This window comes from Enterobacter sp. SA197, assembly GCF_054131575.1.
Map to the genome: position 1 here is coordinate 2,767,977 of NZ_CP096393.1, position 15,484 is coordinate 2,783,460.

Genomic DNA, 15,484 nt, shown 5'->3' on the forward strand with positions numbered 1-15,484 from the left:
TTACTCTTTAGATAATTTTAAAAACTCATCAGACTCGTTAGCATAGCGTTTTTTAAGTCCTTTGTTGTAGTGATCCCACCAGTTATAGGCTTTGCCACCTTTCACTGTTGTTGTGTCGCCATAAATCGCCTTGTCATAATCTAGTCTCGCGTTCACCAGTTTTTCCTGAAAATCCTCAGGCGTCATGGCTTCTATTTTTGTGATCGCCTGGGGTGTCAGGGTATCAGTTTGAACTATTTTACCTGATTCCATTGAGTTCAGTATGGCTTGAGCCCCACCGGCACCCCGCATGTGGGATAAAGAGGTAATGGCCGCTTGTTTGCCAGGATCGGTAAAATTTAACGCGCCGGCGGATTTTGCCGTGCTTGACATCGCTTTTGAAACCTCTTCAAACTCCTCAGCGCTTCCCTTGCCGTAAGCTTTACGCGCGGCAAGTATGTTGTCATACGCTTTTCCATTCCCTTTTCGGAAACCATAAAGCTCCTTACGCCCACCCTGCTCGCCTTCACTCCCTTCCGATTTCATCACTGATTTGACGACTCTATCGTCAATCCGCCCCGCTTTCGTCGCTGATTGCCCTCGCTGTGGGGCCGCTGGCGGTGCACCTGCCGCTTTCCCTTTTTTCTCAGGTGTAAAATGGGCCTGTACCGCCGCATCAATATCGCTCTTATGATCAGAGCCTGGGGCGACAGTGCCTGGCTGCGTGTCGTCGGCATTGAGATGCAGTTTCCCGCCGGTTTTAATGTGCCCGTCGTCTTCCACAAAGAAGTTAAACGACTTACCGATGAGATTGATTTTTCCGTTGGCATTCAGCTCAAAGGCACTCTCACCGCATACCAGCCGCAGTTTGGTGCCCGAGGCCAGCACGTACTGTTCGACTACCGCATCGAGTTTGCCTTTGCCGGTCAGGATCTCCGTGCCGCCTTTGACGGCCTGGGTTTGATTGATTTCGACCCGATGCAGTTCGTTTTTCTTCACATAGTGCGAACGTTCGCCGAGGACACTATGGGACTCATCGTTTTTAACATGGGTATCCATATTGCGTTGGGCCTGGATCCACACCTGCTCTTCCCCGGCTTTATCTTCAAAGCGCAGGGCGTTGGCGGTGTCGGCAGAACCGTCTTTTGAACGGCTGAGGAAACCCATTTGGGTCGCTCCTGCTGGCAATGCCCAGGGCGGCATACTTGCTTCGTTATAGACGCGTCCGGTGACGATGGGTCTGTCCGGGTCGCCGTTGATAAAGTCCACCACCACTTCATCGCCCACGCGCGGGATCTGCACCCCGCCAAAACCCTGACCTGCCCATGCGCTCGATACCCGCACCCAGCACGAACTGGTGTCGTCACCCTTCGCAAGACGGTCCCAGTGGAATTTCACCTTGATGCGACCGTATTTGTCCGTCCAGATGCTCTCGCCTTTCGGACCCACCACTTTCGCCGTCTGCGGCCCGTACGTGCGCGGCCACGGCGTCGACTGCGCCGGCCGGTACGGCACTGACGCGGGGATCACCGTGAAGTCCACGCGGTGCATCGTCTGCGAGTCGCCCCCGCTGGCGTACCGGTTCTCCTCCAGCCAGTATCCCGCCGCCGTCGTCAGGTATTCACCGTTGTCGCTGAAGAACGGTGCATTGTGCAGCGTGAAGGTCGTCCCCGGCGCAATCCCCAGCGCCGTGCCGCTCCCCTGCACCTGCTGGTGCTCCACCTGCCAGCGCTCCTGGCGGACTCTGGCGTAAAATTCAGCGTGGTCGTTCTCCACAAAACGCCCCGGCCAGTCGTAAACGTCGATGCTCCCCGGCTGCGGCGAGGACGGATTCTGACGCGCCTGGAACAGCCACGCGTTCGGCTTGCGGAAATCGTAGTCGTCCAGACTGTAAATCCCCGGCGTCACGCTGTCGGTCAGCGCCCACTGGCTGACCCCTTCCTCATCGGTGCTGCCGCCGGATGCGGTCACATGGTAGGGGATGGTTTCATAGCCGGGGAACGGCTGGTGCCCCGTGGTGGCATCCGTCAGCACCATCACGTGGCGACCGGCTTCATGGCGGAAGAAATAGGTGATGCCTTCCAGCTCCATCAGCCGGCTGATGAAATCAAAACTGCTCTCCTGGTACTGCACGCAGTAGTCCCATACCCGGTAGCTGCCGGTAAGCCTGTCCTCCGTGTTCACCTGATATTCACCCAGCAGCGTTTTCACTATCTGCACCGCCGTCTGACCCTGGAAAATGCGCAGATTGCGGTCACGCTTCATCGGCCACAGGTCCGGTTCAACGGTAAGCTGGTACACCGCATAGCGGGTGCCGGAAAGCTCCACGGCGCTCACCGCCACACGGGTGATTTTCCCGTTAAGAAAACGGGGCGAAAGAAGGTTTTGCGTAGGAATAGTAACAGTGGCAGGTTTGCCCAGTAGCTGGCTCCTGTCCAGGCGCGCATCAGTGCCAAGCAGCGTCAGCTCCAGCGCAAACGGCTCTGACAGGGCTTCCCGCCCGGAGAGTTTCCAGAAAAGCAGCCCCTCAACCGGAAGCTGTACGGTAATACGGTTAAGCATAAAGTTCATTCCGTTTCGTCATGAAAATACAAATGCACGCAGAAGTGAATACAGGGTTAATAAGACGCCAGAGATCGTTTGTTACAGTAAAGGGTACTGCAGGTGTTGCCTCCTTTAGGGTGCCAGCAGTAACACCTTGAACTGACTGGGGACAATGCGCATCCCAATAGCATTCGTAGAGTTTTGCAGACTGATACTGGTCAGTCGCGTCGCGGGTGTGCCCTTGAGCAGGACGGTAAACGCGCCGGTTAAATGCCGCGACGGCCCCATCACCGTGCCGGACGCGACGCCCGTGGCCACGCCCGGATTATCGCCAACGGTAAGCGGTGTGACCGTCGCCATGTTGTGTGCAGGCATCCCCATAAACAGGATGTTGAGGGCATTAGGAATGGCCGTTGGCCCCAGGGCAACATCCGGATAAGGAACAGGCACTGGCGCTGGCATCGGCGTCAGGCAAACATCAGGAAACGCCAGGTCTACCCCGAAAAGCTGGCAATTAGCAAACATCGTCGTTCCTCATCCCATGTGGATCTGTTCAGAATCGATTTTGGTTATCGCTTTGGAGGTGATAACCGTGTTGTGCGCATGCAGTCGCGCATAATCCTCGGCTTTGATATCCAGTTGCCCGGCACGCACCTGCTCCGTCTGCCGGGTGGTGCGAAACAGGTTATGGCTGATTTGCGTTACGGTCTGCCATACCGATTCTGCCCGTTTGCCGACAATGCGGGACAAACTGACCCAGGCGGAGAGTTTGTCACCACTGTATTTCATCTCACTGATATGGCAATCGCCCTGCGCTGCGCTCACTTTCAGGGCCGCGCCGCGCAGACTGAGCTCCCCTTCACTGCGAATCAAAAGATCCCCCGGCACGCTAAGTTCGCAGGCTTCTGCACTGACTCTTTCCAGGACCGCCAGCAACCAGATTTGATTGTCGACACCGGCAATCAACACAGTGTCCCCAACCTGTGGCGCAATTACGCAGCTCACGGCACGACGGCAATGCCAGCCACGCCCTTCACTCTCAACCATCAGACTGCCATCAGCAAAACCTTGGGTGACAATGCCCGATGCCTGGGCTGACGGCACAAGTGAATGCGCCAGTGAATGGTTTATTTTGTTCATCTTTTACTCCTCATCATTGACGACTCTGGCGCTGTAAGCTCCATGCTTCCGCAGCTAACAATTCTTCGTCATAGTCCAGAATGCCCTGTCGTCCGCTCAGACGGGCGTTATCCAGTTGGGCACGGTGCATGCGGGTGCGCGAGAAGGTGGCGCCACGAAAATCTGCCCCGTCCAGATTCGCGTATGAAAAATCACTGTAAGTCAGGTTACACAACGTAAAATGCGTGCCGGTGGCGTGGCTGTTCTGCAGAATGCTTTGAAAGAGTCGACTCTGACTGAAATCTGCCTTTTCCAGTATCGCCCCCACAAAAATAGCCTGATCAAAGACGCTACCCTGACACCGTGCTTCCGTCAGATTGGCTTCCATAAACAGTGCCTGACTGGCATTGACCTGATTCATATTTGCGCCTTTAAGGGATGCGCCCTTGAAGTTGCACTGCGTTAACTGCGCGCCATCGAAATTGACTTCATCAAGTTGGTTATCGGTAAACTGGCAGCCGGTAAATCCCTGACGGGAATAGTTCTTCCCACGCTGATCGCAGTTAAAAAAGACGGCACGTTCAAATGTCGCCCGTTCAAATTCAGTCGCACGAAGATCGCTGGCGTAGAATGTGGTCAGCAAAGTTGGGCATGCGGTAAAACGCGCATTGTTAAGATTTGATTCGAAGAACACACTGCGCTCGATTTTCGCGGCATCAAACTGGCTGTTCTCTACTTCACAGCTTAAAAACTGGGTCGCCTGTATTTCTCCACCGGCGAAGCGGCTGGCGGTTAACGAACATTTGTTGAAGATGCACTCGTTAAGCACGGTCTTAGTGGCATCGATATTGCCCATCTCACACTGGATAAAGAGCGTCTGTTCCAGTCTCGCCTCTCGCAAATCGGCATGCTTAAACAGGCACTCCGTAAAGACCGCCTCTTTCAGATTGGCATGTCGCAGGTTGACGTGGCAAAACGAGATATCCTGAAAAATGCCCCCGGAGAGATCGCATCCCTGTAAATCCAGCCCGTCCAGAGTAAGGTCACTGAGTGTTTCGCCACTTTTTACGCGCTGCTGCAGTTCAGCGGCTGTCAGCATTGTCATATCACCTCTCCATCCCGTTTGGGCAGCGTTTTGATGCGCTTCGTCCAGGCACCGTCAAACCGTGTCGTATCGCTGGTAAAAGACTGCGAGAGATCCGCGCGAAACAGATTCGCCCCCGGGAAGATGGCCCCGCCAAGCTGGCTCTTTTGCAGGATGGCCCCCATCAAATTGGCATCAGTAAAATCAACGTTTCGCAAATCAGTGCGAACAAAAAGGCTGCCCATCAGATTGGCCCCCACGAAATGGCAGGATGCGCAATTCGCCTCGCTGAAATCACTGTTGTCCAGTTTCGCCTGGCCGAATTGCGCCCCGATGAGCGGCGTTTGTCGCAAATTGCATTGTCTGAGCGTGGCGTAGCTGAAATCCGCACCCGTAAAGTCGCTTTCCGAAGCCACCGCCGTGGTTATACAGGTGGCATGGCTGAAACAGGCCTGTTCCGCCTGTGTTTGTACAAATGAACAGCTGTCGAGCGTAGCCGAATGGAAGTTTGCTGCGACCAGTTTCGATTGCATAAAGGCACATTTTTGTAGCGTTGCACCACGAAAATCGGGTTCCGCAAGCGTCAGTTCCATGAATATGCAGTTATCGAGTTTCGCCATGTGAAAACGACAACGGCTTAACCCGGTTTCACGCAGAAGCAGTCCGTCGATGTGAGCCTTATCGAAAATACAGTCCGCAAAATATGTGTTCTGCAACTGGGTATCTTTAAAACGCGCGCCGCTGAAGTCGCTTTGTACACACTGCGCCAGTGACATGCTTGCCTCGGAAAAATCACAACCCTGCATCGAGGTTTTTTCAAATTCCGCGCGCGCCAGCACGGCCCCCTCAAAACAGACACCGTCCAGTTTTGAATGGCGAAAGTCGACGCTTTCCAGTAATGCTTTGCGGAAATTCGCACCGCGCAGATCCATCCCGGAGAAGTCAGCACCGGTCAGATCCATGCCGGTAAAATCCCCGCCGAGTGCCAGCGTTCGTTGTGCACGTTGACGAATAATCACCGCCAGATCGCCTTTAAGACGCAGCGCCGGAGGCTGCGTCTGGACAGCCAGTCGATACATTTGATGCAGCATCTCGCATGCCTGCTCGCGCTTTTTCTCGCTCATCGTGTTGCTTTCGCGGTAGAGCATGTCCTGCATCTGATGCAGGGATTCCGGGCCACGTGGCAGATTATCTTCACTGTTCATTTGCGGATATTTCGCGGCGGCTTCTTTCTTGTGTGCCTCCGCTTGCTCTTGCATCTCCTGCGCCTGACGCTCCATTTTCTCCATGAATTCCGGCAGTTCTTCGAGTGTCGGCATTGGCGGCTCGGCAAGTTCTTCCATTAATGCGTTGACATCTCCCCCGCTTTCTTCAAGTCTGGCGCGATGTTGTTCTTTTAGCAGCCGCTCCCGATTTTTCATGTTGTCCTGCATCGCGCTGGACGACTGCGCCACCTCGTTGTCCAGCCAGGGGCCAATGGCATCCTCGGGAAGCAAGTCCTTTTCCCTGAATGCAAAGAGCGCCCCTTTTTCTTTATCAAGACGCTGATTCAGGACCTTGCGGTAGTGATGAGATGAACGGGCTGCGCCGTACTTTTCCAGCGCGGGGATGAGTTGCAACACATCCGCGGCATCATCTTCGTTGATGCGAATATGCCCCTGCCAGATAAGCAGCATCTGTTCCAGATGGGGAAAAAACCAGACGGTGGTCGCTCTGAGCGTAATCTCTTCGAAAAGGATTTCTTCCGCCCGTTGGCGCTGGATAAAGCAGCGTGCCTGCCAGGGCGGCAGCGTGCCTTCCTGTATCGGTTTTTCCGGATGCATGTTCCAGATGCGCCAGTGCGCATTTTGCGGTAATGCGTCTTTGTCATCCCACCACTGGTCGGGGCTGGCAGCATTAAATACCGTCCAGTCGATGTCACGGGAAAAGCCCGGAAACTCATTCTGCAACCAGCTCGCGTCGTATTTGTTGCCCATTTTTTTGAAACGGCGAGGCCAGGTCATATCGAGCGGCCCAAAACTTGTGGGCTCCGGTTTCTGATGCGTTGACGTGATACGACCTGACAGGGGCTCTATGTTGGGCAATCGGCGAAACTCATGACCCTGATGTATTTCCGGTCGAAAACCGACGCCGTGAGGATTGTCCTCAAAGCCTTCCCCACCGTAAGCGCGCGACCAGTCCAGACGCATCTCCTTCCAGGGTTGCGGCGCGGTCATTTTATTGTCCACCCAGTAACGGTCGCCGGATACCACCAGTGATTTACTGAGCGCCTCAATGTCGATACGCGCGATGGCCGTCGTTTTATCTTGCTGATGATGGGTATAAACATGGCCTGTCGCCAGAAACTCAGCGCGGGTTTTCGGAATGGCCATATCAATCACGCCGCCACTGGTGTGCAGTTCACGGGCGGCAAGTTGCCAGAGCTCCATCTCGGGGCGCAGTTTAGGGTTTGCCCCCATATCAGCCAACGCGAGTACCGAGACACCAAGATGATTTTTTCCCTGCCAGCGAAAAGGACGATTGAGCACACTCAGTCGCAAGGGCTTCACTATCTTCATCGGCTATTTCCTTTATCACTCAGAATGAGCGGCCTGTCATATCACGCCATACGCTTGGGATGGGCGGGCGACGATAATATCGACATTCGCACCCATTCCCTTTTTCCTGACCGTAGCCTGGGTGAAGACATCGTTCATATCGGGGATGAGGTTATTTCGAAAACTCAGATAGAAGATGCCCGCTATCAGCACAGTCATTTGCAGAGGAAGTCAATACCAATAACGCTCCAAAAAGTTCATAGCATCACCTTTCAGGAATCAGCCATTATTACTGGGTTAATAAAGGTTTACCCCCAGGGTCTTTAACGACAGTAATATTATTTTTTTCATCTATCTCTCCCTGATAAATATTACCAATATTGTACGAGGCAACGGCAATTAACCAGGCGGTTTCATCGTGTTTTTCAACAATCCAGCTTTTACCATTACCCGGTTCCTCTAATCGTAACGACATCCCGTTGACCGGGCTGCTATTGATAAATAACCCGCTCTGTTTCATTGGCATAATGGTAATAGTTACATCTCTACCAAGAACGAGAATCTGCGCTTATCGTCGTGATATCCAACTGACGCCCATTCTTTATCGTTGTTTTTAAGCCATTGTTTAACACCCGTGTGTCAATATCTTCGACAGGGGTTGCCCGCTTTTTACGATAATGAATGTCGCATCACACGTCACATCATCCGTCTGCTTTTTCTTGATGGTGGTCGTGCGGTTACCATCAATAGTCTCCGTTCATCGTTCTCCACCGACAACACCATGTCTTTTTCCGAGTTGTTTCTGATCGTTAGGGCAACAGGCGGGCATACGCTTTGGGGCGCAGGCCGCTACCGGTTGCCCGGAGTGATTCTCCCGTTTACGTCTTTAATTTTTTAACGCTACAGAGGGTTGCCCGACCTGCACCGGCCTGCCGCTACCATCTTTAACGAAAACAATTTTTCCCGTTTTATTTTCAACTTTACCGTAATATACCTCGCCGACCTGATAGGAGGCGACGGCAATTAACCAGGCGGTTTCCTGATGTTTTTCAACCAGCCAGCTTTTTTGGTTTTTAACATCCTCAACCCGCAACGACATATCAATAACGGGATTGTTGTTAATGAACAGGCCATTCTGTTTCATCGTCAATATCGTAATATTGACATCACTACCCTGCTCAAGAACCGTCTGCTCTCTCTCCTGAGAATTGCGCACAACGCGGTGGGCAAAATAGATAATGATGGCGGATAAAGACAACGTCACAACAATATTCACTACATTAAAAAGAGACATGCTTGTTCCTTGGCTTACATGACCATACAGAGGGCGAAAAGCGCCGTTTTAAGGCTTCCGCTCTCCACGCGAGCAGCTTCAACACGTTGCGCATTCACAATGGTGTGACCAAAGGTGAACCCTTTATGCGAGACATCAACCGCGGTAAAGGCGTAGCTGCTGCTTTTGATCGCGACCGTTCCCACTGAGAAAGTAAACTGTTTAATAAGGTAATCCACCACGTCCTGCGCGAAACTCGTTTTCTGAACATCGTTGCGTTCAAAGACGGGCGAATCAATAAACACTTTAGTGCCGCTTTTAATAGTAATTTGACCTGGGGACTGGATCATGATTTTTCCGTCCACGTATTGCGTCCACTCACCGCTGATATCGACGTTGACGTTATCAGTAATGGTCTGGGTTTGCCCACCTGAAGTAATAGTGATGGTTTCTCCGGCATCAATCGTTTTATCGTGTTTACCTTCGATATGGGTTTTATCACTGCCGGTAATGGTGCGTTGATTATTACCATCAAGGGTTAATATTCTGTTCCCTTTAATGGTGCTCTGATCGCCGTCATTCTTAATTTCAAGCCTACGCCCATTCTTAATGGTGATTATTTCGCTGTTATTGAAATTCTTGGTTTCAACATTGTCTACGGTGGTAGTGCGTTTCTGTTTATAGGTAAAGGTGGCGTCCTGCAAAACCGTATCCGTCTGCTTTTTCTTGATGGTGGTCGTGCGGTTACCGTCAATGGTCACCGTTTTGTCGTTCTCAACCGACACCACCATGTCTTTTTCCGAGTGCATCTGCACGGACTCATTGCCCGGATTATCTTCAAAAAAGAGAAAGCTGGCATTATCCATGTTGCCGTCTTTACTGCGGGTCATAAATCCCATTCGGGTGGCGTCACCGGGTAATTCCCAGGGCGGCATACTTGCTTCGTTATAGACGCGTCCGGTGACGATGGGTCTGTCCGGGTCGCCGTTGATAAAGTCCACCACCACTTCATCGCCCACGCGCGGGATCTGCACCCCGCCAAAACCCTGACCTGCCCATGCGCTCGATACCCGCACCCAGCACGAACTGGTGTCGTCACCCTTCGCAAGACGGTCCCAGTGGAATTTCACCTTGATGCGACCGTATTTGTCCGTCCAGATGCTCTCGCCTTTCGGACCCACCACTTTCGCCGTCTGCGGCCCGTACGTGCGCGGCCACGGCGTCGACTGCGCCGGCCGGTACGGCACTGACGCGGGGATCACCGTGAAGTCCACGCGGTGCATCGTCTGCGAGTCGCCCCCGCTGGCGTACCGGTTCTCCTCCAGCCAGTATCCCGCCGCCGTCGTCAGGTATTCACCGTTGTCGCTGAAGAACGGCGCATTGTGCAGCGTGAAGGTCGTCCCCGGCGCAATCCCCAGCGCCGTGCCGCTCCCCTGCACCTGCTGGTGCTCCACCTGCCAGCGCTCCTGGCGGACTCTGGCGTAAAATTCAGCGTGGTCATTCTCCACAAAACGCCCCGGCCAGTCGTAAACGTCGATACTCCCCGGCTGCGGCGAGGACGGATTCTGGCGCGCCTGGAACAGCCACGCGTTCGGCTTGCGGAAATCATAGTCGTCCAGACTGTAAATCCCCGGCGTCACGCTGTCGGTCAGCGCCCACTGGCTGACCCCTTCCTCATCGGTGCTGCCGCCGGATGCGGTCACATGGTAGGGGATGGTTTCATAGCCGGGGAACGGCTGGTGCCCCGTGGTGGCATCCGTCAGCACCATCACGTGGCGACCGGCTTCATGGCGGAAGAAATAGGTGATGCCTTCCAGCTCCATCAGCCGGCTGATGAAATCAAAACTGCTCTCCTGGTACTGCACGCAGTAGTCCCATACCCGGTAGCTGCCGGTAAGCCTGTCCTCCGTGTTCACCTGATATTCACCCAGCAGCGTTTTCACTATCTGCACCGCCGTCTGACCCTGGAAAATGCGCAGATTGCGGTCACGCTTCATCGGCCACAGGTCCGGTTCAACGGTAAGCTGGTACACCGCATAGCGGGTGCCGGAAAGCTCCACGGCACTCACCGCCACACGGGTGATTTTCCCGTTAAGATAGCGCGGGGCCCCCGCCGTCCGGGTCGGGATGGAGACGGTCGCAGACTGACCGAGCAACTGACTGCGCTCCAGGCGCGCATCAGTGCCAAGCAGCGTCAGCTCCAGCGCAAACGGCTCTGACAGGGCTTCCCGCCCGGAGAGTTTCCAGAAAAGCAGCCCCTCAACCGGGAGTTGTACGGTTATACGATTAAACATATCAGTGCATCCGAAAAGTTATATCGTTCACAATGACCAGCGGACGGTGCGCCTACCCCCTCCTCCCGACGCGTCGGGGTGAAGGGGTAAGGGGCTACTTTCCGCGATGAAATTTAATCCCCTGAATGGTGTCCTGATACTGCTGCTGGTGGTGAAGGCTGAACTCATCCATGCAGGTCGCCACATAGCTCACCAGTTTCTTTTCGCCATTTGGCGAGTCGATAAGGATAAGGGTCTGGCGCTGGAAGATGATGTGATTGTCATTTCTGAACTGGTAAAAGAGTTCAAAAGCAGGATAGCTATCCACCGTCAGCATTTGCGTTGATTCAAGATAGAAGTCCGTCAGCGTTTCATTCAGTTCACGTAGGGTACGGGCAGCAATGTCATGCACTTTATCGTCAGGCTCCGCACGCGTGCGTGAGACGACAAAGGTAAATCCGCCACTGCCATCATGGCTTTGTCTGAGTACATTCATCATTTATTCTTAGCATCATTGCGCAATGCCGTTGAGAGTAAGTCACCGCTGCGGGTTCACAAGCCAGGTTCCGGCGCTGGCTATCGTCAGTGTCTGGCTACGGGACTGGCCGTTACCCTGAAGCACAAGCTCATAGCGTCCGGGCGGCAATTTTACGGTCGCAAAACCGCTGGTCGCGGGGCTGACCGACTGTGCTTCACCATTAAGCGAGAGGGTTTCCCCTTCGTTCATCCGCACGTAGACCTGGGCTACAGGTGCTTGCGGCGCGACGGCAGCCGACGGCTGCACGACGGGTTCTGGCTGGCCTGGCGCTGTTGCGGGCGGTGTGTTCTGCGCGGTAGCACTGACCGGCGGTTGTGCGGGTTCAGGCGTCGTGGCGGTACCTGCAACCGGTGCCTCCTCTGACGGGCTGTGGTCGGCCTGCGCGGTCGTACTCTCCGGCGCGGAGTCCTGATGGAAGAGGATCCCACCGGCAATTAACCCAACCAGCACCCCTGCGGCTATCAGCCCTGGCACCTTGTAACGTCGCCAGTCCAGCATGCCCGGTTTTTCTTCCACCTCTTCAACGGGCACCAGCATGGTGCCGGGCTTTTTAACGCTTACCACGTCATTCATCCCGGCGACGGGCATCTCGATCAGGGCGGCGAACTCATCGATGGTTTGCGGCCTGTCTTCCATCTTCAACGACAGGGCTTTATCTACCGCGATCAGTAATGGCGCCGAATACCCCGGCAGATGGCGGCTTATTAACGGCTGGTAGCCATCCTGAATACTGCGCACCACGCTGACCGGCGGCGGGGAGCCGACAATCAGCGTGTGAAGTACCGCGCCCAGCGCATAGATGTCTGTCCACGGCCCCTGCTCGCTCTCGTTATCGTCGGTGTACTGTTCGATGGGAGCAAACCCGGGGCGCAACATGGTCTCAGTTTCATCGGAAACCGAGCCTATGCTGCGGCGTGCGGAGCCAAAATCAAGGAGTACGGGCAGGCCGTTATCCTGGATCTGAATATTATCCAGGGAAATATCCCGGTGCAGATAGCCTTCGTCGTGAATAGTTTTGATTGCCCCCAGCAGCATGGGCAGCATACGGCGAATCCACGCCTCGTCGACAACGTGGGGGGATTTCTCCCGCAGGCGCGACAATGTTGTACCGCTGTAAAATACGGTGCCCATGTAGGCAGTGTCGTTCTGAACCCAGAAACGGAGCACGTGCAGCAGGTTGGGATGGTTAAAGCGGGCCAGCAGTCGCGCTTCCTGAATGAAACTGTTTAACCCGGCAGAAAAGGCTTTACTGAAGCGGTCGCTGCGTAAGACCAGCGTCATATCATCGTTTCGTACCGCTAAAGAAGAGGGCATGAACTCTTTGATAGCTATAGTGCGCTCAAGCTGATGATCCCAGGCACGATAGACAATGCCGAACCCGCCCCCGCCAATCACCTCTTTGATTTCGAACTCATTGAAGCGGTAGCCGGGTGGCAACGCGTTCGGTACCGTCCGGTTGTTATCATTTTCCGTCATTAGTCAAACTCTCCTGGTTGTTGCATCAGGCCGCAAATTCACACTGGAATTCGCCCTGTTCAAAGGTAATACGTAGCTGCCGGAAACGCTCATCACGCGCGCTGGCATCCAGTAAAATCTGGCTCATTTGTGGCAGGAGCGTATTGGTCAGAATGGCATCCACCATACGGCCACCCGATTCGACATCGGTACAGCGCTGGACTATCTGCGTCACCACGCTGTCGTCCACCTCGCAGACAATCCCGTGATTATCGGCCAGGCGTCGTTGAATACGTTTCAGCTGCAGGCGCACAATCTGTGCGAGCATGGTGTCGCTGAGCGGATAGTAAGGCACCACCAGCAGACGACCCAGCAGCGCCGGGGGGAAAACCTGAAGCAACGGCTGGCGCAGCCCGTCACGCAGCGTCTCAGGGTCCGGCAGGAGCTCAGGGTCAGCACACAGGTTCGTGATGTACTCCGTACCCACGTTAGAGGTCAGGATGATGATGGTATTGCGAAAATCGATGTGCCGTCCTTCGCCATCCTCCATCCAGCCTTTATCAAATACCTGGAAGAAGATCTCATGCACGTCCGGGTGCGCTTTTTCGATCTCATCCAGCAGGACCACGCTATAAGGACGACGACGCACGGCTTCGGTGAGTACGCCGCCTTCACCGTAACCAACATATCCCGGAGGCGCGCCTTTCAGGGTCGATACCGTGTGCGCTTCCTGGAATTCACTCATGTTGATGGTAATGATGTTTTGCTCACCGCCGTAGAGCGACTCTGCCAGCGCCAGTGCGGTTTCGGTTTTACCCACCCCCGATGGACCACAAAGCATAAACACGCCGACGGGCTTGTTCGGATCGTCCAGACGCGCACGCGAGGTGCGTACACGGCGGGCAATCAGCTCCAGCCCGTGCTGCTGACCAATAACCCGCTCTCCCAGCGTATCCGCCAGCCTGAGCACCGCGTCTATCTCATTTTTCACCATCCGCCCCAGCGGAATACCGGTCCAGTCGGCGACCACGGCGGCCACAATATTGGCATCGACGGAGGCAAAGAGCAGCGGCGTGTCGCTCTGCATCTCCCGCAGTGCCCGCAGGCTCTGCGCCAGCGTTTCCCGCAGCGCGTCAGGCGACGGGTCGCTTTCATCGCGTAACTGCGCGCGCATGCGGATAATGTCATCCACCAGCGCCTGCTCCTGCTGCCAGCTCTGCGTCAGTCTGTCCCGTTCGGCTTCCAGCGCCGTGCGTGCGGCTTGCAACTGCACGACGCGTGCTCCGTCGCCTGCTGCCATACGCTGCTCGCGGCTGGCAATATCGATTTCCACCTCCAGCGCCGCAATGCGGTTCAGGCAATCTTCCAGCATCGGCGGCGGCGAGCTCTGGCTGACGGCGACCCGTGCACAGGCGGTATCCAGCAGGGCGACGGCTTTATCCGGCAACTGACGTGCGGGAATGTAACGATGTGAAAGCTTAACGGCAGCGACAACGGCCTCATCAAGCAGCAGCACGCGGTGGTGTGTTTCCAGTGCGGAGACAGTGCTGCGTAACATCAGTACCGCTTTTTCTTCGTCCGGCTCCGCCACCTGCACGGTCTGGAAACGCCGGGTCAGCGCCGGATCTTTCTCAATGTATTTTTTATACTCAGCCCAGGTAGTCGCGCCAATGGTGCGTAGCTGCCCACGGGCCAGCGCAGGTTTGAGCAGGTTAGCGGCGTCCCCTGTACCCTGCTGACCACCAGCGCCAATCAGCGTGTGGATCTCGTCAATAAACAGCATTACTGGCGTCGGGCTGGACTGGACCTCATTAATGAGCCCCTGAAGGCGCGCTTCGAATTCGCCTTTCATGCTTGCCCCGGCCTGCAACATGCCGATATCGAGCAGCCAGAGTTCCACGTCGCGCAGCGGCTCAGGCACGTCACCGGCGGCAATACGCAGCGCCAGCCCCTCTACGACTGCGGTTTTACCGACCCCGGCTTCCCCTGTCAGCAGAGGGTTGTTCTGCCGGCGTCGCATTAAGATGTCGATCATCTGGCGGATCTCTTCGTCACGTCCGACGACCGGATCAATTTTACCTTCACGCGCCCTGGCCGTGAGATCCTGACCGTACTGCGCCAGGCTCCCCTTCTGCGCGGGTACCGCCGCGCTGTTCTCCGGCGCAGTGAAGGTTTGCGTCGCCTCTTTGCTCTGCGCAAAAATCTGGTCGAAATCGTCCAGTAACGTATCGACACGAATACGCTCAAACTGCGGAGAGATGCCTTTGAGCACCGTTGCCAGGCTCCAGGTTTTCAACAGGCCAATCAGCAGATGCCCGCCACGAATGCGGGTCACGCCAAATTTCAGTGAACCGTAGACCCAGGCGCGCTCCACGGCGGTATCAATATGCTCCGAGAGATCGGAAACCGATGTGGCTCCGCGCGGCAGGGCGTCCAGGGCCCGAATGATATCGCGACTGAGCTCCTCTTCACTGAGATTGAAATGGTGAATGACCTGTTGCAGGTCGCCCCTCTCCTGCTGCATCAGCGCATGCAGCCAGTGGACCAGTTCCACATAAGGATTACCGCGCAGTTTGCAAAACGACGTAGCACTTTCCAGCGAAGTAAATAACAGCGTATCCAGTTTGCCGAAAAGCACGGCACGGCTAATTTCTGACATGATCGATTCCGTGAATGAATGAA

General features: G+C 55.0%; 11 protein-coding genes. All 11 read right to left on the reverse strand.

Annotated features, from left to right (window positions below; translation table 11 throughout):
- Complete coding sequence (locus M1D91_RS12950; RefSeq protein ID WP_457975801.1) at positions 1-2,541, reverse strand: type VI secretion system Vgr family protein; 2,541 nt, start codon at positions 2,539-2,541, stop codon at positions 1-3.
- A gap of 114 nt (positions 2,542-2,655) precedes the next feature.
- On the reverse strand, positions 2,656-3,048 hold the full coding sequence (locus M1D91_RS12955; protein WP_437434502.1) for a DUF4150 domain-containing protein: 393 nt from the start codon (positions 3,046-3,048) through the stop codon (positions 2,656-2,658).
- A gap of 9 nt (positions 3,049-3,057) precedes the next feature.
- Positions 3,058-3,663, reverse strand: coding sequence for a DUF3540 domain-containing protein (locus M1D91_RS12960; protein WP_437434503.1), 606 nt, complete (start codon positions 3,661-3,663; stop codon positions 3,058-3,060).
- Positions 3,664-3,676: 13 nt separating this feature from the next.
- Entirely contained in the window at positions 3,677-4,747 is a 1,071-nt protein-coding gene (locus M1D91_RS12965) for a pentapeptide repeat-containing protein (protein WP_437434504.1), read from the reverse strand.
- Positions 4,744-7,284 carry a DUF2169 family type VI secretion system accessory protein gene (locus tag M1D91_RS12970; RefSeq protein ID WP_437434505.1) on the reverse strand — a complete coding sequence of 847 codons (2,541 nt, stop codon included), beginning with the start codon at positions 7,282-7,284 and terminating at the stop codon, positions 4,744-4,746. Before M1D91_RS12970 ends, M1D91_RS12965 begins: the two co-directional genes overlap by 4 nt.
- Positions 7,285-7,552: 268 nt before the next feature.
- The gene (locus M1D91_RS12975) at positions 7,553-7,789 is read right to left on the reverse strand and encodes a hypothetical protein (protein WP_437434506.1); all 237 of its coding nucleotides are present in this window, start codon (positions 7,787-7,789) and stop codon (positions 7,553-7,555) included.
- 360 nt (positions 7,790-8,149) lie between these two features.
- Positions 8,150-8,557 (reverse strand): hypothetical protein, encoded by a 408-nt coding sequence (locus M1D91_RS12980; protein ID WP_437434507.1) that lies wholly within the window; start codon positions 8,555-8,557, stop codon positions 8,150-8,152.
- Positions 8,558-8,571: 14 nt separating this feature from the next.
- Positions 8,572-10,830, reverse strand: a complete 2,259-nt coding sequence (locus tag M1D91_RS12985) for a type VI secretion system Vgr family protein (RefSeq protein ID WP_457975802.1) — start codon at positions 10,828-10,830, stop codon at positions 8,572-8,574.
- A gap of 94 nt (positions 10,831-10,924) precedes the next feature.
- Positions 10,925-11,308, reverse strand: coding sequence for a DcrB-related protein (locus tag M1D91_RS12990; RefSeq protein WP_437431532.1), 384 nt, complete (start codon positions 11,306-11,308; stop codon positions 10,925-10,927).
- 39 nt (positions 11,309-11,347) lie between these two features.
- On the reverse strand, positions 11,348-12,823 hold the full coding sequence (locus tag M1D91_RS12995) for a serine/threonine protein kinase (protein WP_437431533.1): 1,476 nt from the start codon (positions 12,821-12,823) through the stop codon (positions 11,348-11,350).
- Positions 12,824-12,848: 25 nt separating this feature from the next.
- A complete protein-coding gene (gene tssH / locus M1D91_RS13000) occupies positions 12,849-15,461 on the reverse strand; it encodes a type VI secretion system ATPase TssH (protein WP_437431534.1) in 2,613 nt (870 codons plus the stop codon).
- Positions 15,462-15,484 lie beyond the last annotated feature (23 nt).

What these genes read in the sequence shown, in the direction of transcription:
- M1D91_RS12985 (WP_457975802.1), bottom strand. Translation starts at nt 10,830, where the DNA reads ATGTTTAATCGTATAACCGTACAACTCCCGGTTGAGGGGCTGCTTTTC.
- M1D91_RS12995 (WP_437431533.1), bottom strand. Translation starts at nt 12,823, where the DNA reads ATGACGGAAAATGATAACAACCGGACGGTACCGAACGCGTTGCCACCC.
- tssH (WP_437431534.1), bottom strand. Translation starts at nt 15,461, where the DNA reads ATGTCAGAAATTAGCCGTGCCGTGCTTTTCGGCAAACTGGATACGCTG.
- M1D91_RS12980 (WP_437434507.1), bottom strand. Translation starts at nt 8,557, where the DNA reads ATGTCTCTTTTTAATGTAGTGAATATTGTTGTGACGTTGTCTTTATCC.
- M1D91_RS12965 (WP_437434504.1), bottom strand. Translation starts at nt 4,747, where the DNA reads ATGACAATGCTGACAGCCGCTGAACTGCAGCAGCGCGTAAAAAGTGGC.
- M1D91_RS12970 (WP_437434505.1), bottom strand. Translation starts at nt 7,284, where the DNA reads ATGAAGATAGTGAAGCCCTTGCGACTGAGTGTGCTCAATCGTCCTTTT.
- M1D91_RS12950 (WP_457975801.1), bottom strand. Translation starts at nt 2,541, where the DNA reads ATGCTTAACCGTATTACCGTACAGCTTCCGGTTGAGGGGCTGCTTTTC.
- M1D91_RS12975 (WP_437434506.1), bottom strand. Translation starts at nt 7,789, where the DNA reads ATGCCAATGAAACAGAGCGGGTTATTTATCAATAGCAGCCCGGTCAAC.
- M1D91_RS12960 (WP_437434503.1), bottom strand. Translation starts at nt 3,663, where the DNA reads ATGAACAAAATAAACCATTCACTGGCGCATTCACTTGTGCCGTCAGCC.
- M1D91_RS12990 (WP_437431532.1), bottom strand. Translation starts at nt 11,308, where the DNA reads ATGATGAATGTACTCAGACAAAGCCATGATGGCAGTGGCGGATTTACC.
- M1D91_RS12955 (WP_437434502.1), bottom strand. Translation starts at nt 3,048, where the DNA reads ATGTTTGCTAATTGCCAGCTTTTCGGGGTAGACCTGGCGTTTCCTGAT.